We start from the raw sequence: 23,442 nt of genomic DNA, 5'->3' as shown, positions 1-23,442 counted from the left end.
GGCAGAGCGAAGGATTTGGGAGCTCGATGGAGTTGGGTAACGGAACAAAGACAGAATGCGGTTTACTGCGCCGCAACAACTGGTACTCTTCCGGCGGAAATAACAAATACATCCGTGTTCGGGGGATTCATGTTCAACAGGCTGATCATCGCCTTCTCACTGCTGCTGAGTATCGCGGCGCAGGCCGAGTCCATCAGCAGCCAGACGGCTGGGATGCAACAACAGCCGGGGCTGTTCGATATTTACTGGGATAAGCAGAAGGGAAAAGTCCTTCTCGAAATCGAGCACTTCGATCGCGAGCTGTTACTGCTCACGGGGCTCGCTCAGGGCCTGGGCTCCAATCCGGTGGGACTGGACCGCAATCAGGTGGGCGACAGCCGGGTGGTGAAGTTCGAGCGCGTGGGCAACAAGGTGCTGTTGCACGAGATGAATCTCAAATATCGCGCCCTGTCCGATAACACGGCCGAGCGCCGCGCGGTGGCAGAGGCATTCGCGTCCTCGGTACTGTGGGGGTTTGACGTACTCGCGGAAGAAGGCAGCGCAGTACTGGTGGATTTCACTCCATTTGTGCTGAGCGACCAGCACGGTATCGGCCAGCGTCTCAGAGACGCTAAACAGGGCAGTTTCAGTGTCGACGCCGGTAAATCCGCGGTCTACCTGCCACGTACCAAAAGCTTCCCGCTGAACACTGAGTTTGAAGCGCAACTTACCTTCGCGGGCAGTGAACCCGGCAACTATGTAAAGGAAGTCGTACCCACGCCGAATCTGGTCACTCTGCGCCAGCATATTTCTCTGGTGGCATTGCCGGATGATGGCTACCAGCCACGCCGGTTCCACAGCCGCAGCGGCTATTTTCCGCTGGTCTACCGGGATTATGCCACCGACATCGATCAGCCCATGGACCAACGGTTGATCTACCGTCACCGCCTGCAGAAAAAACCAAGTAGCAACGAAGCGCTGGAACCCATTGTCTACTACGTGGATTCCGGTGTGCCGGAGCCGGTGCGCAGCGCGTTGATCGAAGGCGCCAGCTGGTGGAACCAGGCATTTGAGGCGGCGGGGTTTGAGAATGCTTTTCAGGTAAAAGTGCTGCCGGAAGACGCCGACCCGCTGGATGTGCGTTACAACGTGATCAACTGGGTGCACCGTTCCACTCGCGGCTGGTCTTACGGTTACTCCATCTACGATCCGCGCACCGGGGAGATTCTCAAGGGCAACGTCACCCTGGGTTCCCTGCGGGTGCGCCAGGACTTTCTGATCGCCCAGGGGCTGCTACAGCCTTACGACAGGGAAAATGCGGACACCGAAAAACTGAAAGCGATGGCATTGGCGCGTATCCGCCAGCTCTCCGCCCACGAGGTGGGGCACACCCTCGGCATCGCCCACAACTTTATCGCCAGTACCGAGGGGCGCGCCTCGGTGATGGATTACCCGGCACCGCTGGTTACCCTGAAAGGCGGTAGTCTGGATATCAACCAGGCCTACGACACCGGCATTGACGAGTGGGACAAGCTTGCGGTGCGTTACGGTTACGGTATTGCCGGCGGCGATGAGCGGGAATATCTTGCGAGTGTCATCGACGACGCCCGCAAGCAGAAACTGCGTTTCATCTCCGACCCGGACTCGCGCACGATCAACAATGCCCACGCCGGCTCCCATTTGTGGGATAACGGTGGTGATGTGCTGGAAGAGTTTACGCGTATGACCGAGCTGCGCCGCTATGCACTGGAGCATTTCAGCGCAGCGGCCAATCCGCAATCCAGCGCGCGTTCGTCTCTCGATGAAACCCTGGTGCCGGTTTATTACGGCCACCGATACCAGGCGGAAGCCGTGGGCAAACTGATCGGCGGCCTCGACTACGATTATCTGTACAACGACGCCGGCGACGCGAGTTATACGATGGTCGCCGCGGACAAACAGCAACAGGCCGTGGATGCACTGGTGCAGACACTGAAGCCGGAATTTCTCACCCTGCCGGAAAAGGTGCTGCAATTGCTGCCGCCCAAATCCTACGGCTACGAGCGCAGCGATGAGAGCTTCCCCGCCTACACCGGCGTCGCTTTTGACGGCATTGCCATGGCCGAAGCCGCCGCTGGCCACACGTATTCCATTCTGCTGAACCCCGAGCGCGCCGCGCGTCTGCAGGAACAGCAGGCCCGTCGCGGCGAGGGCCCCGGCTTCAATACCCTGCTCGCGCAGCTTACCGAACAGGCACTGGCGCGCGATGAATATCATGGACTGCAGGCGGCGATTCACCAGCGGGTTAACCATGTGTATATCCATCAACTGATGTTGCTGGCCGACAACAAGCAGGCCCCGGAGTCCGCACGTGCCCGCGCGAACTTTGAGCTGGCGAAATTCCAGCATGCTGTCGGTGCGATGAAACTCTTTGGCGACGATCCCCAGGGGTACAACGCCCATTATTTCTACGAAGCGAAACGCATTGCCGCGTTTATGGAGGGTGATCTGCAGGTAGAGGCGGGTGAGATCAAGCCGATGCCGCCGGGCTCACCGATATAGTGGTGAAGTACACACGCGGATGAAAAGAAAAGCCGGATTTTAATCCGGCTTTTCTTTTCATCCGCGCACAAACTGCGACTTCTTGATCCAGTGGTTACCGCGATAACTGCGCGTAGATGCGGAGGTGGTTTTGGCCCAGAAGTAATCCCGGTTGAACTGGAATTCCACTTCGTAGCCTTCGGCCAGCGCCGCCAGCGGCATGGCTTGCCAGCTGGACAGGCGGCGTTTGCTGGTCGCCTCCAGCAAATACTCGGTATCGTTTACGACCGCCACCACCCAGGCGTGACCTTCGCCCTTGTGAGTGCCGAGGGCGACCCGGGCGTCTATCCCCAGATTGATCAGCCAATCGGCCAGCAGGATAGCGTGGTCTTCACAATCGCCGCGTTTCTGGTAGTAGGCTTGGCGGGAGGTCTGCCAGATATCCGCAAGCCCGGCGTACTGTAGATGGTCGTACTGATATTCCTTGCGGATGGCGAGGGTGTATAGCGGTATCCACAACTCTTTCGTTTCAAAAGGCTGGAAACCGACCAGATAACTGTTGGCGAAGTGGTGCAGTCTGTCGAGGCCGCGAGCGGAAGCGGTGACGTTTTCCAGTCCCTGCCAGTTCCAGATGGATATGTAGCCGCTCTCGGCATCCGAGCGCTTGGCCACCGCCTGCTGCACCATTTGTTCCGTCAGCGGTGACTGGCTGCCGGTTACCAGCACCGTACCGCGCTGATTGTCGATGACTTCGCGGTTCTCGCCTTCGCTGTCGGCGGTGCGCTGTTGGGCCAGCAGGGCGTTTTCGCGCAGCAACTGGTTCCGCTGCTGAATCAGCTCCGGCAGCATCAGCAGTATGCCCAACAGGATTCCGGCGAGTAACAAACGCATGGGAAAATAGCCTCAGCCCTTCAGGCCGAAGGAAATAATCATCGCTACGAATACCAGGATAGTGGAAGCGAATATCGCCACGGCAATATTGCCATTTTTGAGTTCCTGCTCGATATCCACATGTTTCAGCAGTTTTTTGTCGATTACCAGCAGCGCAACCATACCCACGATGATGGCGAGCACCGTGTAAAGCAGATTGATACCGAGGTTAAAGAGAGTAGCGGTCAGAAATTCCGGTTGCACGTTTTTCATCCAGTTGAAACCATTCAGGGCTCAATTAGAGCATATTGAGGGTCAGTTTTCCGCTTTCTGAAGAAGCGCGGTATTGACAAAACCGGGGGGTGATACGGAGTCGTTTTAACGCTCACGGGTTTAAAAAATTATCGGGAAATTTGTTGGGGACGGCTGGCGGGCGTGAGTAGACTTCGTGGCACGTTGGAAGAGGAGGAGTTTTCCATGCGTTACTTAATACCTGTAGTACTGTTCTGTTCACTCTCCGGTGCCGCCCTGGCGGATCAACCGATGTCCCAGCTGCCGGCTGGTGCTTCGGAAGTTCAGATCATGGGTACCACCTACTGGAGAAGTGGCGATAACTTCTATCAATTCAATGAGCAAACCGGTCTGTTTTATGAGGTTCCCCAACCTACCGTGCAGGCTCACAAAGACCGTCTGAATCAAGCGCACATGTCTCAGCGCAGTCAGACCGTGCCTGCGACCAATCTGACCGGAGACCAAATTGAAGGTTGTCGTAACACCGCAGCGGATAAATCCAATGCTGTGCCGAACCGTGGTAGTGAAGTGTATATCAGTGAGTACAACGCTTGTGTAAGGGATCTGCAGCAATAATCGCTCACTGATCTGAGAGAGAAAAAGGTTTGCCGGTTTCCCGGCAAACCTTTTTTATTGGGGTGACAGGTACGGCGTAGCGGAAGTCAGATTTCTGCAAACCAGGGGGCTGCGCTACTGCCTCCCACTTCATTGAAATCCAGCGCCATGGTGACACTGAGTGCCGTGATGATGAAAATCGAAAACGCAAAGACCTGCCGGGCCCAGCCGTGGACGTCCACATCCCGCCGGTAGCCCCGCAGCGCCATCGCCAGCCACCAGAAACTGGCGGTACAGGCCACCGCCATAAACGACATTCCTGTGTAACCGTTCAGCGGCAGCAGGATACTGACGAGCGCAAACACGGCGATATACAGCACGATATGCAGCTTCGCCTTGCCGATGCCCTGCGCCACCGGCAGCACCGGGATGCCCGCCGACTCATAGTCGCGGTAGCGGAATATCGCAATGGCATAGGAGTGCGGCATCTGCCACAGGCAGAACATCAGCAGCAGGATCAATGCGGCGCCGTCGCACACTCCCGTTACCGCGCAGTAGCCCACCACCGGTGGCACCGCGCCGGACAGCGCGCCGACCGAGGTGCCGTATACGGAGTTGCGCTTCATATACAGGCTGTAAATGCCCACATACACCACGAACCCGAGCACCGCGAAGGCAACGCTGACCGCATTGGTGTAGATCGCCAGCAGGGCAAAGCCGGCAATGCCGAGCCCGATGCCGAACAGCAGCGCGGCCCGCGCCGACAGGGCGCCGGTAACGGTGACGCGGTTGCGGGTGCGTTGCATCTGCGCATCGATATCGCGGTCGATACAGTTGTTGATGGCGCAGCCGGAGGCGACCACCAGCGACAACCCGATCACCGTTGCGGCAAACAACAGCCAATCGATCTCGCCGCGGGCGGCGAGAAAAAATCCGCCCGCGACGGAGATGAGGTTGCCGGCGATGATGCCCGGTTTGGTGACGTTAACGTAATGCTTGAGCATGTCTTTAACCGAATCGCAAAACGCGTCAGTGCATCATCATGGCGTTGGAGGCGTAGATAATCCATATCGACAGCCCAACCACCATGACGATGATCAACGCGGTAAACAGGAAGGCGAAGGTGTTCGCGCGTCCCTCGACAGAGAAGTTCAGGTGCAGAAAATATTTCAGGTGTACCACCACCTGCACGATCGCCATTACCACCACCAGCCAGATGCTGGTGGCCTTGTCGAATTGCCCGGTCATCACCGCCCAGAAGGGAATGGCAGTGAGGATGACGGAGAGTACAAAGCCGACCGGGTAGGATTTGACACTGCCGTGATTGGCCGCGTGTTCATGTCCGGAATGCAAATCAGACTGTGCGCTCATCACAGAACCCCCATCAGGTAAACCACGGTAAATACGCACACCCAGACAATGTCCAGAAAGTGCCAGAACAGGCTCAGGCAGGACAGACGGGTGATGGTCTGCTTGCCCAGGCCGCGCCTGGCCACTTCGATCATCATCACCGCCATCCAGATCAGACCGGCGGTCACGTGCAGGCCGTGCATGCCCACCAGCGCGAAGAAGGAAGACAGGAAGGCGCTGCGCGACGGGCCGTTGCCGTGGGTAATCAGGTGATGGAATTCATTGATTTCCATGCCGATAAACACCGCGCCGAAGGCGAAGGTCACCGCCAGCCAGCCGAGGGTGGCGGCCCTGTTCTGGCGGTGCGCGCCGATCATGGCGAAACCGTAGGTAATACTACTGAGCAGCAGCGCCGCGGTTTCAATCGCCACGTAATCCAGCTCGAAAATATCGCGCCCGGAAACGCCGCCGGCAGTGTTCATAAACAGCACCGCGTAGGTGGCGAATACGGAGGCGAACAGCAGGCAGTCGGTCATCAGGTAGAGCCAGAAACCGAAGATGGTGTTCTCGCCTGAGTCATGGTGATGTTCGTGATGATGATCGCCGTGGTGATCGGGTGCCGCAACGGCACCCTGTGATACGTGAGCTATCGCGGTCATGCGGACACCTCTTCGATGGATTCTTCAGTTGCCTTTTTGCGGCGCTTGGCCGGCGTTGCCGGGCCGTGTGCTTGCTCCGGTGCAGGATTTACGTGGCGCAGATGGGCGTACTCGATACGCGCGATTTCATCCGGCTGTACGTAGTAATCCACATCTTTTGCATAGGCACGCTGCAGCAGGAATGCCACTACGGCCACCAGGCTAACAATTGCCAGCCAGGTGATGTGCCACACCGCGGCAAAGCCGAAGGCGGTGGCGGCACCGGCGATCAGAATGCCGGCCGCAGTATTTCTCGGCATATGGATGGAGGCGTATTTGGCGGGACGCTGGTAGGCGGTGCCGTTTTCTTTCATTTCGGTAAACGCGTCGATGTCGTGCACCTGCGGCAGCACCGCAAAGTTGTAGAACTGCGGCGGCGAGGCGGTGGACCACTCCAGGGTATGGCCGTTCCAGGGGTCACCGGTGAGGTCGCGGTTCTGCTCGCGGTTGCGGAAGGCCAGGTACAGCTGCACAAACTGCAGCGCGATACCCACCAGAATTACGAACGCACCGGCGCAGGCGATATACAGCCAGATATTCCAGTCGGGGTTGTCGGAGTGGTTCAGGCGGCGGGTCATGCCGAGGAAGCCCAGTACGTACAGCGGCATGAATGCCAGGTAGAAACCGATCTGCCAGCACCAGAAAGACGCCTTACCGATACGCTCGTTCAAATGGAAGCCCATGGCCTTGGAGAACCAGAACGCGAAACCGGCCAGGTAACCGAACACCGCACCACCGATGATGGTGTTGTGGAAGTGGGCAATCAGGAACAGGCTGTTGTGTAGCACATAGTCCGCGCCCGGCACCGCGAGCAAAACGCCGGTCATACCGCCGATGGTGAAGGTCACCATAAAGCCCAGGGTCCACAGTACCGGCACGGTTATACGCAGGCGACCGCGGTACATGGTGAACAGCCAGTTGAACAGTTTCACTCCGGTGGGTACCGCGATGATCATGGTCATGATGCCGAAGAACGCATTCACATTGGCACTGGAGCCCATGGTGAAGAAGTGGTGCAGCCACACGATAAAGCCGAGAATGGAGATCGCACCGCTCGCCCACACCATGGATTTGTAACCGAACAGGCGCTTGCCGGTGAAGGTGGAAATTACCTCGGAGAAAATACCGAAGGCCGGCAGCACCAGGATGTATACCTCGGGGTGTCCCCAGGCCCAGAACAGGTTGATATACATCATGGCGTTGCCGCCGAGGTCATTGGTGAAGAAATGGAAATCCGCGTAGCGGTCCAGGGTCAGCAGGCCCAGTACCGCAGTCAGGATCGGGAAAGAGGCCACGATCAGCACATTGGCCCAGGTGCAGGTCCAGGTGAAGATCGGCATATCCATCAGCTTCATGCCCGGCGCGCGCATCTTGAACACGGTCACCAGGAAATTCACACCCGTGAGCAGGGTGCCGACACCGGAAATCTGCAGCGCCCAGATGTAGTAATCCACGCCCACACCGGGGCTGAACGACAACTCTGACAGTGGCGGATAAGCCAGCCAGCCGGTCTTGGCAAATTCACCGAGACCGAGGGAAATATTGATCAGCACAGCGCCGCCCGCGGCCAACCAGAAGCTCAGGTTGTTCATGAACGGGAAGGCCACATCGCGGGCGCCGATTTGCGGCGGCAGCACGATGTTCATCAGGCCGATCATGAACGGCATCGCCATGAACATGATCATGATCACCCCGTGGGCGGTGAAGATCTGGTCGTAGTGTTCCGGTGGTAGGTAGCCGGCGGATCCGTTAGTAGCCATGGCCAGCTGGGTGCGCATCATGATCGCGTCGGAAAAGCCGCGGATCAGCATGATCAGCGCGAGCAGGATATACATCACGCCCAAGCGTTTGTGGTCGACCGACGTGATCCAGTCAAACCACAGAGTGTTCCACTGCTTCGCGCGGGTAATGGCCAGTGCGATAAGCACGCCGGCAATAGCGACGACCGCGAGGGTGCCCATGATGATGGGCTCGTGATAGGGAATCGCTTCCCAGGATAATTTACCGAGCAGATTCATTTTTATTCCTCCGCCTTGCTGTTATGTGAGCCGTGCTGTCCGTGATGTTCCAGCGGCGCTTTATTCCAGGTGTCGTAGTGCTGCATGTACTTGAACATGATCTGGTGGAAGAGCCCGTCGCTGACCGCGCTGAAATGCTCCACCGGGTGGTTTTCGCTGGGCTCGGCGAGCCTGGCGTAACTGGCACTGTCGAGGGTTCCATGACTGCGTTTCATATCTGTTGCCCAGCGCTCAAACGCCGCTTCATCTACCGCCCTGGTTTCAAAACGCATACCGGAGAAGCCTTCGCCGCTGTAGTTGGCCGAGAAGCCCTCGAAGGTGCCCGGCTCGTTGGCGATCAGGTGCAGTCTGGTCTCCATGCCCGCCATGGAATAGATCTGGCTGCCCAGCTGCGGGATAAAGAACGAGTTCATGGTGGATTCGGAAGTGATCTTGAAATTCACCGGCCTGTCCGTGGGGATCACCAGCTCGTTGACCGCGGCGATGCCCTGTTCCGGGTAGATAAACAGCCATTTCCAGTTCAGCGACACCACCTGAACGGTAAGCGGGTCGCGCTCGTGTTCCAGCGGCTTGTAAGGATCGAGGCTGTGGGTGGAACGCCAGGTGATGACACCAAGGATGAGCACGATCACCACCGGAATCAGCCACACGGTGGCTTCGATCTTTGTGGAGTGGGCCCACTTGGGCGCGTAGATTTCGTGTTCCCGCCCCTCGCGATATTTCCACGCGAAGTACAGGGTCATTACGATCACCGGAATTACCACCAGCAACATCAGCAGGGTGGAGATGATGATCAGATTTTTTTCGTCGACACCCACCTGTCCCTTGGGGTCGAGCACGCCACCGTCGCATCCCGCCAGTGCAAGCACGACAGTAGACAGCGCAGCGTTTCTGAGGCTACGAATTAACACGAGGAGCATTCCTCTCGGCATGGAGATTGACAACACCTGCCTGGCGGCAGATGGCGATGCGTTGATAAATTGAGAGCGAACAGATACCGCGGTCCAATGCCGAAGGCAGTCAGGTCACTGTTTTATTGTTCGTCGAAAACTATCAGCGCGAATGGACCAAGCAGGCCGAACCTGCGAAGGCCATAAGAGTTACGCGCGAAACGGAGGAGCCCGGGAGGCGTGGGCGGAGCGGTGTGCAGGGCACAGTGCCGGAGTCGGCGGTTGCAGAGCGCGAAGGAAACGTTTGAATACGGTGCGCAGGCTTCTGAAAAAGCTGAGTAACAACTGCAGCCAGAAGTGCCGGAAAATGAAAATGCTGGTGATCAGCAGTGCCGCGCTGGCAAGCGCGATGATGGTCTCGGAAGTAATGCCGCTTTCGAGGATCGGCATGAGCTCAGAAGGTGTGGGCGGAAAACCGAATTGCAGTAGCAGACTGGAGAAGCCGAAAAAGACACTGCCCAGCAGCCAGAATACCAGTACAGCCCTGACCCGGGAGTCCAGGTTGGCCGGAAAGCTTCCGGGAGCATTGCTGAAAAAACTGATCGCTTTCAAAAACTCATCCAGCGGGTAATGCGCGCAGCAGTGCTGCATTCTGAAATGGTATATCGCAGCTCTGGCCAACCAGATTCGAGGTCCCGGGTCCCGGGCGGCTGCGCGCGAAGACTACCAAACAATCCCGGGGTGCTCAAACTGATCTGGGGCAATTTCCCGGCTTGTTGCCCCGATGTTTTTTGGGGGGAGCGGAAAGGGGCCCTAAGGCCCCTTTCGCGTTCGCGATTTGAATCAACCGCAGTTTTTACCCTTGCAGGGTTTCCCGCCGCCGCTACCACCGCCACTGCTGCCGCCGGAACTGCTTCCTCCGGAGCTGCCGCCGCAGCCGTTGGCGGTGAGGTAATCCACGGCCGCTTTCGCCTGCACCAGACCGTAGCCGTAGGCGTTGTCGCGCCCCGCTGCGCCGAGGTCTTCTGCGGTATTGTTCAGCGCCGTGCGGATTTCACTGGCGCTACAGCTCGGGAAGTGGCTCCACACCAGCGCTGCGACACCAGCGACATGTGGCGTGGCCATAGAGGTGCCATTGAAATAGGCGTAATCGCTGGACTCGATGGTGAGACTGGCGCTGCTGCCAATCTGGCTGAGCAGGGCGGCACCATCGGCGTCGGAAATGCCGGCGGAGGGAATACCGGTAACGGTTTCCCCCAGGGTGCCAAACAGCATACCTGGCTCATTGTTGTAGACCACGGCGGCAACGCCACCACCGGCTTCACAGGCCTGAACCTTCTCGGCAAAACTGATGTTGCCGCGGGAGATCAGGCATACCTTGCCGCTGGCATCCACACAGGTGGACTCACCCAGGCCGCAGTTCATCAGGGTACCGCTGGCGCTGCCCTGGGGGCTGCCCTCCATACTGGAGGCTTCGATGGCATTTCCAGCTACCGAGAATGAAGTAGAAAGTCCCATACCCACCGGTACGGAGGACAGGACGTCCACGCCAGGGCCTGAAAGTTCTACCTGATCGGTCTGTTGGGAGAAGTCCGCAATCATCTTGTTGCTGTCGATGGCGGCGATGGACATGACCGAGTCGTAGGACGCTGGGTAGGAGTGGCGGGTGTTGCCGTCGTTGCCCGCGGCGGCAATGGAGAGAATGTTCTGGTTGTTGTATAGATCGGCGAACGCCCGTTCTTCGGCGCGGGATTTCTGGGTGCCCCCGAGACTCATATTGATCACACTGGCGCCGTTGCTGGCGCACTGATCCGCTGCCGCAACCAGAGAGGAGGAGTAGGCCCAGCCGTCTGCACCGAAGACCTTGACGATATGGAGTTTGATATTGGCGTTGGGCATGACGCCTACCACGCCCTTACCATTGCCAATGGCGGCGATAGTGCCGGCCACGTGGGTACCGTGGCTGTTTTCATCGGTGTACCAGAAACCGGTTCCGGGATCATTGCTGCCGGTGACATTGTTGCCGGACAGATCTTCATGGGAGAGGTCGTAACCGGAGTCGATGATACACACGGTCTGGTTACCGGCCAGCACATCACTGACCTGATCCGCCTGCACCATGGGGATACCGAACGGCAGAGTTTCCGCCATCGGGTACCGTTTCACATCCTCTTCCACAAACTCCACGTTGGGATTGTTGCGCAGTGCCGCGAGGGCTTTCTGTGGCAGGTTGACGGCCATGGCATTGTGTTTGTCGAGAGCGAGAGATGAGCGGCCGCCGTTCTTTTCCATCATCGATTTCACGGCCGGGCCCTTGCCCTCCTTAAATTTGACGATATAGCGCTCATCTGCGGCGCTGGCCTGGGCGGCGATTGCCAGGGCCAGTGCACCGACTACCAGAGTGGGAATGGTTCTTGTCATTTTTGTGGGGCTCCAGTTTGGGCTGGTACTTCTTATTAGTGAATGGTTTTTGCTGGCTAACGTTGTATCCGTTTGGTACAGGCGTATAACCGGTGAAGAAAATCTAGCAGCTTTTAATCGCGCTCCAATGGCCGAGTGAGGCAAGTGTGGAGAAGTGATCAAAATCTTTTTTTGAAGATGAATAGTGCGGCAATGTGATGGAGGGGAAGTGGTAATTGCTCGTTAATATAAATGGGGAAACAACCAATTTGGTACGAACGTTCCCGTTTGGATGGTCTGGTTACTGCAGGGCATGGTCGTGTCGGGGTTGCCGGGTAGCGAGGCAGACTGAATTCTCTGCATCCGCTGCATTTTCACGTTGCAGATGCGGTAAAAATACAAAAAGGTCGCGGTGTAAGCCGCGACCTTTTTGTGGTTAAGCGTTTGTTGCAGCAGGGATTTTTCCGCTAACGGTTCAGCTGTCGCCGGCCACCGGGTTGCCATCGGCATCCAGTTCGGCCAGGGTGCCTATTCCCAATTCGACGATTTTGTCTGCAATTTTTTCCTTGTCGCCCACAATCACCCATACAAACTGTTCCGGTTTCACGGTCTGTTTCGCCAGTTCGTGTACACGCTTCAGATCGATGTTGCGCACTTCATTGGCGTAGCCGTCCATATAGTCCAGAGGGCGTTCATAGGTCACCAGAGAAGACAGCGCACCGGCCACGGCGTTGATGGTTTCGAAACGCCCGGGCAGCTCGTTGATGCGTTTGTCCTTCAGCTTTTGCAGCTCGTCCGCTTTGGCGGGGTTGCCGCCGATATATGCACGCAGCTCCTTCTGCAGCTCCGCGAGGGACTCGCTGGTTTTGTCGGTTTGTACCGGTGCATACACCAACAGTGGCTGTTGCCCCTTGGCGCCAGTCAGGAAAGAGTAGGCACCGTAGGCCCAGTGCTTCTCCTCCCGCAGGTTCATATTGATACGCGCGGTAAAGGTGCCGCCGAGAATGTCATTCATCATGTGCAGGGCTTCGCGCTCGGCAATTTTTTCCGAGGGCGCGAGCAGTCCGCCGATGATGATGGACTGCTCCGATCCGGGCTTGTCGATCAGGTAGACACTGGATTTTTCCGGCAGCGCCACCTGCGCCAGGTTTTTCACCGGTTTGGCGGTTTGCGGGGCCTTCCAGTCGGCGAAGTGCTGCTGCAGCTTTTCCTGCAATTGCGGCATGGTGATGTCACCGGCCACGATGAGGGTGGCGTTGTCCGGGCGCAGCCATGTCTGGTGGTAGTTCACCAGGTCGTCGCGGGTGAGCGCGGCGATGGACTCCTCGGTACCGCTGCCGGTAAACGGAATGCTGTAGGCATGGTTGTGGCCGTACAGCAGCGGTGGCAGATTGCGCAGCGCCATCTGTACCGGTTTGGTCTTCTCCTGCTGGATGCCGGCTATCCAGCGGCTGCGTTTGCGCTCGATTTCCTCGTCGCTAAACGCCGGGTTCAGCAGTACATCGGCGAACAGTTCAATACTCGCATCCAGATTGCTGGTGAGGGCATTCAGGCTCACGCTGGAGGTGTCGAGATCTGCCTCTGCACCGATGGTGGCACCGAGTATTTCTTCACGCGCGCTGATTTCCAGGGCGCTCAGGTGTTTGGTGCCCTCCTTCATCATGGACATGGTGTAGCTGGATGTGCCGAGGCGCGCGCCCTGGTCCGCGGCGTAACCCGCGTCAAATTGCAGCTCCATATTCACCACCGGCACCGAGTGGCGTTCGGCCAGTACGATCTTGAGGCCGTTGGCCATTTCCGCGGTCTGGATCTGGGGGAAGGGTACGGAGGGGAAGTCGCCCAGTTCCGGCAGCTGGCTGCGGTCGGCGCCGCTTTCAGCGGTTTTGTATTCCGGGAAGGGGTGCACTTCCAGATTGTGGTCGCCGCTGGCGAGCCAGGTATTGGCCGCGTCTTTGACCTGCGCACTGGTCAGCTGCTGCTTCTTGTCGAGGCTGTCGAGATAGGCGTTGGGATTGCCGAAGTAGAGTTCGCCCTGAGCCAGGATCACGCCCTTGCCGTTCCAGCCACCCACCTGCTCCAGGTCGCGGGCGTAGGAGGCGTACTCGCTCATGTTCACCCGCGCCAATTCCGCTTCGGTGGGGCCGTGTTCGAGGAATTTCTGCAGTTCTTCGTTAATCGCTGCTTCGACCTGTGCCAGTTCCACGCCGGGCTTGGCGTCGGCAATGATCTGGAACATGGAGGACAGCTCGAATTCGTACAGCGCGACATTCACGCTGGTGGCGATCTGGTCTTCGTACACCAGGCGCTGGTACAGGCGGGAGTTTTTGCCGTCACCCAATACGGAGGCCGCGATGCTGATGGCTTCTTCATCGGCGTGGCCGAGGTTGGGGGTATTGTAGACCTTGTACAGACGCGACTGGGCCACGCGGTCGTACATGGTTTCACGGCTGGACTGGTCGCGCTTGGCAATCCATGAATCCCGTTTCGCCAGCGGTGGGCCTGCGGGAATATCGCCGAAATATTTGCTCACCTTCTCCTTTGCGGTAGCAACGTCGATGTCGCCCGCCAGCACCAGTACGGTATTCGCCGCGCCGTAGTAGGCTTTGAACCACTCGTGCACATCCTCCACGCTGGCCGCATTCAGGTCTTCCATGGAACCGATGGTGGTCCAGGAGTAGGGGTGACCGGCGGGGAAGATGGAGGCCTGCAGGTTTTCCCAGACTTTGCCGTAGGGCTGGTTCTGTCCCTGGCGTTTCTCGTTCTGCACCACGCCCCGTTGCTCGTCGAGCTTTTCCTGAGTGATCACGCCGAGCAGGTGGCCCATGCGGTCGGATTCCATCCACAGTGCCATATCCAGCGCATTGCTCGGCACCGTCTCGAAGTAGTTGGTGCGGTCGAGCCATGTGGTTCCGTTCATGCCGGTGGCCCCGGCCTGCTCAAACGGTTTGAAGTATTCGTCGTCGTAGTTTTCCGAGCCGTTGAACATCAGGTGCTCGAACAGGTGCGCAAAGCCGGTGCGCCCGGGTTTCTCGTCCTTGGAGCCCACGTGATACCACACTCCCACGGACACGATCGGCGCCTTGCGATCCTCGTGCACGATTACACGCAGGCCGTTGGGCAGAGTGAACTTTTCGTACTCGATGTCGAGTGCCTGGGGAGATGCCGCAGCGGAGTCGCTGACATTCATCGTGGAGGGCGTGGGTGAAGTGGTCGAGGTGTGGTCATTATTGCCGGTGGTGTCACCACAGGCAGCGATGGCGAGCGCCAGGGTCGCTGGCAGCCAGAGTCTGTTTGCCATAACAGGTTTCCTTATTGTGTTGGTTTTCTGCGTTCAGTGCGTACGGCGACGAATGTTCGAGACAGCGCCGAGGAGATCTCCCGCGCATGTATTCGAAGCCTGTTTATAGCCTTCGGTCGGTGGCGCTGCAACGACACAGGGCAACGATCTTCGGTAATCTGGCGGGAAGCGGAGGGTATTTCCGCACTGGGGGATATTTATTGCACGCCTCCCTGTTTGAAAAACAAACGATTCCTGGGACTCCCTGTCGTCTGTATAAGAAAAAATACTTTTAAACCAATGGCTTGCGATGTTTGTGAGTGCTTAGTTTTGAAATTTCGCGGAAAACCGAACAAATATTCCAATTTTCTGCGGTGTCTGTAGAATGGCGTAAAAAATAACTTTCGGAACGAATTTCCCAGTTTCGCTCGACTCACAGGAAAAAATCATGAGAAGCCGCAAATCCCTCTCCCCCATCGCGGGGTTGCTGCGCCGCATGCGTGTTGCCCAGGCGCTGTCCGACAAAACCGGTATCACCGCCGATGAAAGTCTGGATATCGTGACCGAAGGCGCCAGCCTGAAAGGGGATGAAGCGCGCCGCCGTTTCCTCAAGCAGCTGGGCCTGGGCGCCGCTGCGGTGGGTGTTGGCGCGGCAACGGGTTCTGTTTCCCGCCCTGCCATGGCTGCGCCTGGTGGTGGTAATGGCGACGGTGTGCCCGGTAGAGTCGCCATCATCGGTGGCGGTGTTGCCGGGATTCGCTGCGCACACCGTCTGCAGCAATACGGCATTGCAAGCACCGTTTTTGAAGGCAACTCCCGTCTCGGCGGTCGGGTAAATACCAATCGCAGTATTTTCGGGCGTCCGGTCGAGCGTGGCGGTGAACTGATTTCTACCGAGCACAACGCGGTGCGCAATCTCGCCAACGAACTGGGTCTCGATGTAGAGGATGTGAACGGCAACGCAGTGCCCGGCGGCAGCGAGCTTTATTACGTCAATGGCCAGCACTACAGCGAGCACCAGCTCAATGCGGAGTGGCGCGACGTGTACAAGGTGTTCAAAAAGACCCAGCAGCAGGCACCCTGGTTGCCCACCTATGACTGGCACAACGATACCCACAAAACTCTGGATTACGTTGATTCCAATACCTGGATGGATCAGGTTGGTATTGGAGCCAATTCCAATATGGGGCAGGTGTTCCAGGCGGACCTGGTGGCGGAATATGGCCTGCAACCGGAAGATCAGACCGCGCTGAACCTGATTTACCTGCTGGCTTGGAATCCAATCAACAGTGCCCTGCCTTTGGCGGGTACCGACGAGCGTTTCCGTATTGCCGGTGGTAATGATCAGATCTGGAGCAAGATGGTCGAGCAGCTGCCGGATGGCACCATTGAAACCGGCCGCAAGCTGGTGGCAATCCGCGGGGACATCAACGGCCCCTACGCCCTGACCTTTGAAGACGGTTACGTACACACCTGTGACAAACTGGTGCTGGCGCTGCCCTTCTCGCTGCTGCGGGACGTAGATATCGAACCCGCGCTGTACAACAGCTTCCGTCCGGAAAAACGCATGGCGATCGAACAGATGGCTTTCGGCTCCAACGGCAAGATGGCAATACATGCCCACAGTCGCCCCTGGACACAGACACAGTACATCAACGGCCAACCGGTTACCGGAAACGGTGTGACTTATGTGGGGCGCCCGGAGCTGTTCGACACCTGGGATTCCACCTCCGTCACCGGTTCAACGGACGGTATCCTGGTAAATTTCTTCGGTGGTACCTACGGTCGAGAAATCGGCGGCAGCACACCGTTTGCTGCGCCCAAGCAGAGCGACATCAACCATTTCCTCGGCAAGGTGGACAATGTCTTCCCGGGCACTGCCGCGGCCTATTCGGGCACCGCGATGCAGTCCAAGTGGAGTGCCAACCCCTGGTCCAAAGGTTCCTACTCAACCCCGACCTTCGGCAGCTACACCGGCTGGTGGGGTGCGCATCCCTTGGCCGAGGGTAATATCCACTTCTGTGGCGAGCATACCGAGCTCGAGACCTTTGGCTATATTGACGGCGCCGTGACCAGTGCCGAGCGGGCCGCGAAGGAAATTCACCAGTCCGCGTGATGATGTTCTCCTGACAGAAAATGAAAAAGGCCGCGGGCTCTCGCCGCGGCCTTTTTCATTTTGGGGTATCCGCTGCCCTCTATACGCCGTTTTCAGACGTCACCTTCGTGCTTGAATTGCACCGTCCACTCCCCTTCCATGTCCACACTCACCAGCACCTGAATCGGTCGGCAGCACACGGCGCAGTCCTCGATGTAGTGCTGACTGCCGGCGGAGGTATCGATCAGCATCAGAATGGTTTCGCCGCAGTAGGGGCAGCGATCACTGAATTCTTCTATTTTGCCGGTGGATATGTTCATGGCTCCTTCTCTGGATTGGCTCGCGGGCGCGGGGCCTGCAGGTAGGGTATCGCCCAGGCCGCCAGGGTATTGGCCACATAGACGGCGTCCTCCCGTCGGGTGAGCAGGTGATCGGCGTGGTCCAGGCTGATAAAGCTTTTCGGGTGCAGGGCGCGGTTGTAGATATCTGCGGCCTCGTCGATGGAAACCACCTGATCCACGGGAGAGTGGTAGATCAGCAGTGGCCGCCCCAGCCCGTGGATATATCCCTCGGCGATGGATTCAACGTCCTCAACGAACTGTTTGCGGATAACGAACGGCCGCCCCGAAAGCTGCACCTCCGCCTCGCCCTCGCGTTCAATGATGTCGAGTGCGCAGGAGAACTGCTTCAGCACATGCTCAGGATCCGCTGGCGCGGCGATGGTGACAATGGCCTTTGCCTCCGGCACCGATGCCGCCGCGGCCAGTACCGCCGCACCGCCGAGACTGTGGCCGATCAACATGTCTGCGGGCTGGTACTCGTCGCGCAGAAAACGTGCGGCGCTCTCAAGATCCGCCATGTTGCTGGAGAAATTGGTGTCGCTGAAGTCTCCTTCGCTGTCGCCGAGGCCGGTGAAGTCGAACCGCAGGCTCGCGATACCCTGATCCGCCAGGCGTCGGCAGATGCGGGAAGCCGCGAGTACATCCTTGCCACAGGTGAAGCAGGGCGCGAACAGTGCGAAGCCGATGGGAGCACCGGCCGGCACTTCCAGAATGCCCGCCAGCTGCTCGCCGCGGATGTTGGGGAAGGTCACCTTGTGGCGGCGATTGCGATCGTTGCCGGTATTGGACATGGCGACTCCTGTCGAGAAATGACCCACACCTTCGCGGGTCGGTGCGCTGTTGGGACAATGGTAGAGAGCGCTAAATGCGTGGGCAACGCGCCGCCGGGAACTTTTTTTCGTTCTTGTAAAAATGACAGCGATGTCAGCTCGTTTTACAGAGTGTGCGGTAATTCATTTACAAAACGGGTTGATATACTCCGCGCCGGAAGCGCAGTGGGCCCCTGTGTGGGCAGGCACAATCGCAACAGCTTATAATCCGCGCCCGCTTTCTTCCGGTATGTGCCGGGAGAGGTGGAGTGAGCAAGTATTCAGCAACCAGCAAAAGAGGATTGGCTATGGCGGTTAAATTGATGAAGGACCAGGATCTGGCGGGCAAGCGCGTACTGATCCGCGAAGACCTGAATGTGCCGGTAAAAGACGGAGTAGTGACCTCCGATGCGCGTATCCGCGCGGCACTGCCCACCATCAAGGCCGCCGCAGACGCGGGTGCCAAGGTTCTGCTGATGTCCCACCTGGGCCGCCCCAGCGAGGGTGAGTACGAGGAAGAATTCTCTCTCGCGCCGGTTGCCGCGCACCTGGGCAAGCTGCTGGGCAAAGACGTGCCGGTCATCAGGGATTGGCAGAGCGGCGTGGAACTGGCCGATGGCGATGTGGCCCTGCTGGAAAACGTGCGCTTCAACAAGGGCGAGAAGAAGGACGACGAGGCCCTGGCCAAGCAGTACGCGGCCCTGTGCGACATCTTTGTGATGGACGCCTTCGGCACCGCGCACCGCGCCCAGGCTTCCACCCACGGTGTGGCCAAATTCGCCCCCATCGCCTGCGCCGGCCCGCTGCTGGCGGCGGAACTGGATGCGCTGGAAAAGGCGCTGGCGAACCCGCAGCGCCCGATGGTTGCCATCGTCGGTGGCTCCAAGGTGTCCACCAAGCTGACGGTACTCGAGAGCCTGTCCGACAAAGTGGATCAGCTGATCGTCGGCGGCGGCATCGCCAATACATTCCTCGCTGCCAGCGGCAAGCCGGTGGGCAAGTCCCTGTGCGAGCACGACCTGATCGACACCGCCAAAGGCCTGATGCAGAAGTGCGATATCCCGGTGCCCACCGATGTGGTGACCGGCAAGGAGTTCAGTGAATCCGCGGCGGCGGAAACCAAGTCTGCGGACGCGGTGACTGAAGACGACATGATTTTCGATATCGGCCCGGACACCTCTGTGGCGCTGGCGGAAATCCTCAAGAATGCCAGGACCATCATCTGGAACGGCCCCGTGGGCGTGTTCGAGTTCGACCAGTTTGGCGCCGGTACCGAGCACCTGTCCCGTGCGATTGCCGCGAGTGACGCTTTCTCCATCGCCGGCGGTGGCGACACCCTGGCCGCGGTGGACAAGTACGGCATTGCCGAGCAGGTTTCCTATATTTCTACTGGGGGTGGTGCATTCCTCGAGTACGTGGAAGGCAAGGTGCTGCCGGCGGTAGCCATCCTGGAAACCCGCGCTGGCGAGTAATTGCCCGCGGCTTTGAGTATCCGGGGCGCGAAGCAGCCCCGGATGTGCACCAGGAACGTACCTTTTGTAAGCAATACCCGTTGTAAGTAGTACCCATCATTAAAAAGAGATGCGACCGGAGCCCCGCTTCAGGAATCGCACACCCGTTGTACCCAATACCAGCTAAATTTCGACGAGAAAGGGTTTTTTCATGGCTTTAATCAGCTTGCGTCAAATGTTGGACCACGCTGCCGAGTTCGGTTACGGCATTCCTGCGTTCAACGTCAACAACCTGGAGCAGATGCGCGCGATCATGGAGGCGGCAGACCAGACCGACTCCCCGGTGATCGTGCAGGCGTCTGCCGGCGCCCGTAAATATGCCGGTGCGCCCTTCCTGCGCCACCTGATTCTGGCCGCGGTGGAAGAATTTCCGCACATCCCGGTGGTCATGCACCAGGACCACGGCACCAGCCCCGCAGTGTGCCAGCGCTCCATCCAGCTGGGCTTCAGCTCGGTGATGATGGATGGCTCGCTGATGGAAGACGGCAAAACCCCGGCCTCCTACGAGTACAACGTCGACGTGACCCGTCGCGCGGTGGACATGGCGCACGCGTGCGGCGTGTCTGTGGAGGGTGAGCTGGGCTGCCTGGGATCGCTGGAGACCGGCATGGCCGGTGAGGAAGATGGCGTTGGCGCCGAGGGCAAACTGTCCCACGACCAGTTGCTGACCGACCCGGAAGAAGCTGCGGATTTCGTCAAGAAAACCCAGGTGGACGCGCTGGCCATCGCGTGCGGAACCAGTCACGGTGCCTACAAGTTCAGCCGTCCGCCCACGGGCGACATCCTCGCCATTGACCGCATCAAGGAAATCCACGCGCGTATCCCGGATACCCATCTGGTAATGCACGGTTCTTCCTCCGTGCCGCAGGAGTGGCTGAAGGTGATCAACGACTTTGGCGGTGAGATTCCGGAAACCTACGGTGTGCCGGTGGAGCAGATCTGCGAAGGCATCAAGTACGGCGTGCGCAAGGTCAATATCGACACCGACCTGCGTCTGGCCTCGACCGGTGCGGTGCGTCGCTTCCTGGCGGAAAACCCGTCCGAATTCGATCCGCGCAAGTTCCTCGCGGCCACCACCAAGGCCATGAAAGAAATCTGCATCGCCCGCTACGAGGCATTCAACGCCGCCGGCAACGCCAGCAAGATCAAGCCCCTCAGCCTGGAAACCATGTTCCAGCGCTATGAGAAGGGCGAGCTGGTGCCCAAGATCAATTGAGACGGCACGTACCCAAAATAAAAAAGCGGGCTTTGAGCCCGCTTTTTTATTTTGGGTCGTTACGGGGCTTTTGGCCGAGGCTCCGCGGCGGGGTTCAGGTAGTCCGAGAAGAATCCGAGGTCGCTGCGACTTCTATCGACGCTGAGTGTGGTGCCCGCTTCGGGATAATATCCACAGGATTCACCGTCCTCGCACAGCACGCCGTTACCATTGTGGTCAGACCCGCTGATGAGCTGATACTTTCCTGCGGGTACATCGGAAAACTGAAAGGAGTAGATTCCGTCCATTGCGTCGAGCGCTATCTGCTCTACAAGAGCGGAATTGCCTTTGTCATCGACGCTCAGCAGCTGCAGGTATTGGCGCCCTGCGCTGGTTCTGGACCCTACTGGAGTAGAGGTGACATTCACCGGCAGTGAAAACTGTCCGGCATTTGTGAGAGGAAAAATCACCTCCCCAGTATGGTTCCCGGGAGCCAGTGCGCTGCGGTCGACCCACACCGTATAGCGACCAAATCCATTCGCATCGACCACGTCGGCAACTGTTTTGATAATCCACGGTTGGTTGCCTGATGGTGCTCCATCAATGACATTCTCTCCCCCGCTGGTATCGGACAACTCCACCGTGAGTCTGCGGTAGGTACCTGCAAAGTCCAGACGGGAAGGTTCTGCGCGGATATGTTGCTCTGGTGCCCGATTGGCGGCGAGTGCTGCGGATTCCGCGTTGACCAGTCCGTGGCCAAACTGTATGTCCCTGCCTGGTTCTCCAACATCCCGGGTGAGCTTTCCCTCTTCCAGTAGCGCATCGACGTTGTCAGGGGTGAGGGCAGGATTGAGCGATTTCATCAGTGCAAGGACACCGGCGACGTGGGGCGCAGCCATTGATGTACCCTGCAGGCTCCCGTAACTGGCCGTGTTTGTCGCGGCTTCGAGCACATAGGTGCTGTAGATGCCATCCTGGTGTCCATCGCCGTTCACATCTGCGGTCAGGTCGCCACCTGGCGCGGCTATATCCACCCAGTCGCCAAAATTACTGTAGTAGGCGAGAGCATCCGCGGCGTCGGTAGCACTGACAGCGATCACGCCGCGTAAAGCGGCGGGGTAGGATGGCCCGCTACTGGCGCTATTTCCTGCCGCCGCTACTGCGATGAGGCCGACACTGCGCGCCGCATCCAACGCGTCTTGCAGTATTTGAGAGTAACCGCTGCCACCAAAACTCATATTGATAACATCGGCGTTGCGGGTTGGCAGGGCGCCCGTTCCGTTGGTGAGTCCCGCGGCATACAGCACCGCCTGTGCCGCGTCGTAGCTGGTGCCTCCACCTACACCCAGTACCCGCAGCGGCATGATCGAGGTGTCCCAGCCACTGCCACTGACGCCATCTGCGTTGTCTGTGTCCGCCGCTGCCGTGCCGGCGACGTGGGTGCCGTGCCAAGAACTGCGGGGGTTGCTGGCGAGATCGCCGGGATCTTCCGGGTCGGGATCTGGCCCGTCTCCATCCCTGGCGCGCTCAGGGTCAGTGATCAGATCGTATCCGTCCCGAAGCTTACCTGCGAGGTCCGGGTGCCCGCTGAAGATACCGGTGTCGAGCACTGCGATTACTGTGTTGCTGTCGCTGCGGCTCAGGCTCCAGGCGTCCGGAAGGTGGATATTGCGGTAATGCCACTGTCGCAAATACAGCGGGTCGTTGGGGGTGGTTGTACGCTGGTAAACGAAATTGGGCTCTACCCGTAGAACGTCGTTGTCTGCAAGCAGTGACTTGCGGGCATACAGGAGCTGCAGGCGTGCCAGTTTGATGCCGCTGACATCGGGATGAACGGACAGCACCTGAGACAAGACGTTGTTCAGATCGGCTGCGGGCACCACGCGACGCTGCCAGTGTTGGGGAGAGGTGCCACCACTTTGTACCAGCAGCTCTCCGGGAACCATGGGGTCGGCGACGGAAGGACTGCTGCTGGTGTGGGACAGGCGTTGCCGGTCCAGGCGCAGCGTGTAGTTACTGTGACCGCGCGCTGCATTTACCCGCAACAGGAAGTCGCCACTTTCCGGAACCGTGAGGGATTCGAACTCATCGATATCGGTACTGGATGCGATGGGCTCATTGGGGTTTCCCTGTGCGTAGAGAAACAGGTCGAGGTCATTTTGCAGGGGTAGCAGTGTCTGATAGCGGTGGATCTGCAGCAGTATCTGGGTGCCGGACTCTGCAGAGAATGCAAACCAGTCATCGCTATCGGGTTGAGTGCGGAAACGGCCGCTGGATTCTCCGGTGGCCGATGCGGTGGCGAATCCGCCGATCAGTGCCGGCACTACAACAGGTTGTGCCTCGGTTGCCTGATTGTTCAACGTGGCGTTGGCGAGTTCATCATTGGTGTCCGTGTCGCTACTGGAAAATGCGCGTGCGTAAATCGTGCCGCTTAGGTTGAAGGGCCCGGCGCTGCCGCCGGATGCATTTCCGGATGAGCCGCCTGATGAGCTGCTGGAAGATCCGCTCGGCGAGTCGCCACCGGTTGATGTGTAGCCGCCATCGGATCCGCTTCCACCGCCGCAGGCACACAGGAATAGCGTCAGGGTAAGGGCTGAAGTGAAGCGAACGAAGGACATGGGTATTGGCTGTCAGTAAATGTGA

General features: G+C 58.6%; 18 protein-coding genes. 5 read left to right on the top strand and 13 right to left on the bottom strand.

Going from position 1 to position 23,442, the window contains the following annotated elements:
- The first annotated feature begins 129 nt into the window (after positions 1-129).
- A complete protein-coding gene (locus C3938_RS06015) occupies positions 130-2,520 on the top strand; it encodes a zinc-dependent metalloprotease (protein WP_105102290.1) in 2,391 nt (796 codons plus the stop codon).
- A gap of 57 nt (positions 2,521-2,577) precedes the next feature.
- Here C3938_RS06015 and C3938_RS06010 read toward each other — a convergent pair whose 3' ends face one another.
- A complete protein-coding gene (locus C3938_RS06010) occupies positions 2,578-3,390 on the bottom strand; it encodes a transglutaminase-like domain-containing protein (RefSeq protein ID WP_105102289.1) in 813 nt (270 codons plus the stop codon).
- A gap of 12 nt (positions 3,391-3,402) precedes the next feature.
- On the bottom strand, positions 3,403-3,642 hold the full coding sequence (locus tag C3938_RS06005) for a DUF350 domain-containing protein (RefSeq protein ID WP_233998679.1): 240 nt from the start codon (positions 3,640-3,642) through the stop codon (positions 3,403-3,405).
- A 204-nt stretch (positions 3,643-3,846) separates the two neighbouring features.
- Between C3938_RS06005 and C3938_RS06000 the strand changes: the two genes are divergently transcribed.
- Positions 3,847-4,236, top strand: coding sequence for a hypothetical protein (locus tag C3938_RS06000; RefSeq protein ID WP_105102288.1), 390 nt, complete (start codon positions 3,847-3,849; stop codon positions 4,234-4,236).
- Positions 4,237-4,322: 86 nt separating this feature from the next.
- Here the strand turns inward: C3938_RS06000 and cyoE are convergent, their stop codons facing one another.
- From cyoE to C3938_RS05955, 8 genes are all read right to left on the bottom strand, one after another.
- Positions 4,323-5,219, bottom strand: a complete 897-nt coding sequence (gene cyoE, locus C3938_RS05995; RefSeq protein WP_105102287.1) for a heme o synthase — start codon at positions 5,217-5,219, stop codon at positions 4,323-4,325.
- A gap of 25 nt (positions 5,220-5,244) precedes the next feature.
- Positions 5,245-5,586 carry a cytochrome o ubiquinol oxidase subunit IV gene (cyoD, locus tag C3938_RS05990; protein ID WP_105102286.1) on the bottom strand — a complete coding sequence of 114 codons (342 nt, stop codon included), beginning with the start codon at positions 5,584-5,586 and terminating at the stop codon, positions 5,245-5,247.
- A complete protein-coding gene (gene cyoC / locus C3938_RS05985; protein ID WP_105102285.1) occupies positions 5,586-6,224 on the bottom strand; it encodes a cytochrome o ubiquinol oxidase subunit III in 639 nt (212 codons plus the stop codon). The genes cyoD and cyoC overlap by 1 nt, the downstream gene beginning before the upstream one ends.
- Positions 6,221-8,281 carry a cytochrome o ubiquinol oxidase subunit I gene (gene cyoB, locus C3938_RS05980; protein ID WP_105102284.1) on the bottom strand — a complete coding sequence of 687 codons (2,061 nt, stop codon included), beginning with the start codon at positions 8,279-8,281 and terminating at the stop codon, positions 6,221-6,223. The genes cyoC and cyoB overlap by 4 nt, the downstream gene beginning before the upstream one ends.
- Positions 8,282-8,283: 2 nt before the next feature.
- Entirely contained in the window at positions 8,284-9,192 is a 909-nt protein-coding gene (gene cyoA / locus C3938_RS05975; RefSeq protein ID WP_105103242.1) for a ubiquinol oxidase subunit II, read from the bottom strand.
- Positions 9,193-9,381: 189 nt separating this feature from the next.
- Complete coding sequence (locus C3938_RS05970) at positions 9,382-9,783, bottom strand: hypothetical protein (RefSeq protein WP_158681586.1); 402 nt, start codon at positions 9,781-9,783, stop codon at positions 9,382-9,384.
- A 231-nt stretch (positions 9,784-10,014) separates the two neighbouring features.
- Complete coding sequence (locus C3938_RS05965) at positions 10,015-11,592, bottom strand: S8 family serine peptidase (RefSeq protein ID WP_105102282.1); 1,578 nt, start codon at positions 11,590-11,592, stop codon at positions 10,015-10,017.
- Positions 11,593-12,046: 454 nt separating this feature from the next.
- On the bottom strand, positions 12,047-14,869 hold the full coding sequence (locus C3938_RS05955) for a M16 family metallopeptidase (protein WP_105102280.1): 2,823 nt from the start codon (positions 14,867-14,869) through the stop codon (positions 12,047-12,049).
- A gap of 427 nt (positions 14,870-15,296) precedes the next feature.
- On the opposite strand from C3938_RS05955, the gene C3938_RS05950 reads away from it, so the two are divergent.
- Positions 15,297-16,964, top strand: coding sequence for a flavin monoamine oxidase family protein (locus tag C3938_RS05950; protein ID WP_105102279.1), 1,668 nt, complete (start codon positions 15,297-15,299; stop codon positions 16,962-16,964).
- Between the two features lie 92 nt (positions 16,965-17,056).
- On the opposite strand, the gene C3938_RS05945 is transcribed toward C3938_RS05950, so the two are convergent.
- Positions 17,057-17,263, bottom strand: coding sequence for a CPXCG motif-containing cysteine-rich protein (locus C3938_RS05945; protein WP_105102278.1), 207 nt, complete (start codon positions 17,261-17,263; stop codon positions 17,057-17,059).
- On the bottom strand, positions 17,260-18,075 hold the full coding sequence (locus C3938_RS05940; protein WP_105102277.1) for an alpha/beta hydrolase: 816 nt from the start codon (positions 18,073-18,075) through the stop codon (positions 17,260-17,262). Before C3938_RS05940 ends, C3938_RS05945 begins: the two co-directional genes overlap by 4 nt.
- A 326-nt stretch (positions 18,076-18,401) precedes the next feature.
- On the opposite strand from C3938_RS05940, the gene C3938_RS05935 reads away from it, so the two are divergent.
- Entirely contained in the window at positions 18,402-19,565 is a 1,164-nt protein-coding gene (locus C3938_RS05935) for a phosphoglycerate kinase (protein ID WP_105102276.1), read from the top strand.
- Positions 19,566-19,755: 190 nt separating this feature from the next.
- Positions 19,756-20,820, top strand: coding sequence for a class II fructose-bisphosphate aldolase (gene fba / locus C3938_RS05930; protein WP_105102275.1), 1,065 nt, complete (start codon positions 19,756-19,758; stop codon positions 20,818-20,820).
- Positions 20,821-20,879: 59 nt separating this feature from the next.
- Here fba and C3938_RS05925 read toward each other — a convergent pair whose 3' ends face one another.
- Complete coding sequence (locus C3938_RS05925) at positions 20,880-23,417, bottom strand: S8 family peptidase (RefSeq protein ID WP_105102274.1); 2,538 nt, start codon at positions 23,415-23,417, stop codon at positions 20,880-20,882.
- Positions 23,418-23,442: the final 25 nt, after the last annotated feature.

The sequence above is a fragment of the Microbulbifer pacificus genome, assembly GCF_002959965.1.
GTDB classification, from domain to species: Bacteria; Pseudomonadota; Gammaproteobacteria; order Pseudomonadales; family Cellvibrionaceae; genus Microbulbifer; species Microbulbifer pacificus_A.
Note: the sequence above shows the minus strand (reverse complement) of the source record. Positions and strands in the feature narration are given on the sequence as shown.

What these genes read in the sequence shown, in the direction of transcription:
- C3938_RS06015 (WP_105102290.1), top strand. Translation starts at nt 130, where the DNA reads ATGTTCAACAGGCTGATCATCGCCTTCTCACTGCTGCTGAGTATCGCG.
- C3938_RS06010 (WP_105102289.1), bottom strand. Translation starts at nt 3,390, where the DNA reads ATGCGTTTGTTACTCGCCGGAATCCTGTTGGGCATACTGCTGATGCTG.
- C3938_RS06005 (WP_233998679.1), bottom strand. Translation starts at nt 3,642, where the DNA reads ATGAAAAACGTGCAACCGGAATTTCTGACCGCTACTCTCTTTAACCTC.
- C3938_RS06000 (WP_105102288.1), top strand. Translation starts at nt 3,847, where the DNA reads ATGCGTTACTTAATACCTGTAGTACTGTTCTGTTCACTCTCCGGTGCC.
- cyoE (WP_105102287.1), bottom strand. Translation starts at nt 5,219, where the DNA reads ATGCTCAAGCATTACGTTAACGTCACCAAACCGGGCATCATCGCCGGC.
- cyoD (WP_105102286.1), bottom strand. Translation starts at nt 5,586, where the DNA reads ATGAGCGCACAGTCTGATTTGCATTCCGGACATGAACACGCGGCCAAT.
- cyoC (WP_105102285.1), bottom strand. Translation starts at nt 6,224, where the DNA reads ATGACCGCGATAGCTCACGTATCACAGGGTGCCGTTGCGGCACCCGAT.
- cyoB (WP_105102284.1), bottom strand. Translation starts at nt 8,281, where the DNA reads ATGAATCTGCTCGGTAAATTATCCTGGGAAGCGATTCCCTATCACGAG.
- C3938_RS05965 (WP_105102282.1), bottom strand. Translation starts at nt 11,592, where the DNA reads ATGACAAGAACCATTCCCACTCTGGTAGTCGGTGCACTGGCCCTGGCA.
- C3938_RS05955 (WP_105102280.1), bottom strand. Translation starts at nt 14,869, where the DNA reads ATGGCAAACAGACTCTGGCTGCCAGCGACCCTGGCGCTCGCCATCGCT.
- C3938_RS05950 (WP_105102279.1), top strand. Translation starts at nt 15,297, where the DNA reads ATGAGAAGCCGCAAATCCCTCTCCCCCATCGCGGGGTTGCTGCGCCGC.
- C3938_RS05945 (WP_105102278.1), bottom strand. Translation starts at nt 17,263, where the DNA reads ATGAACATATCCACCGGCAAAATAGAAGAATTCAGTGATCGCTGCCCC.
- C3938_RS05940 (WP_105102277.1), bottom strand. Translation starts at nt 18,075, where the DNA reads ATGTCCAATACCGGCAACGATCGCAATCGCCGCCACAAGGTGACCTTC.
- C3938_RS05935 (WP_105102276.1), top strand. Translation starts at nt 18,402, where the DNA reads ATGGCGGTTAAATTGATGAAGGACCAGGATCTGGCGGGCAAGCGCGTA.
- fba (WP_105102275.1), top strand. Translation starts at nt 19,756, where the DNA reads ATGGCTTTAATCAGCTTGCGTCAAATGTTGGACCACGCTGCCGAGTTC.
- C3938_RS05925 (WP_105102274.1), bottom strand. Translation starts at nt 23,417, where the DNA reads ATGTCCTTCGTTCGCTTCACTTCAGCCCTTACCCTGACGCTATTCCTG.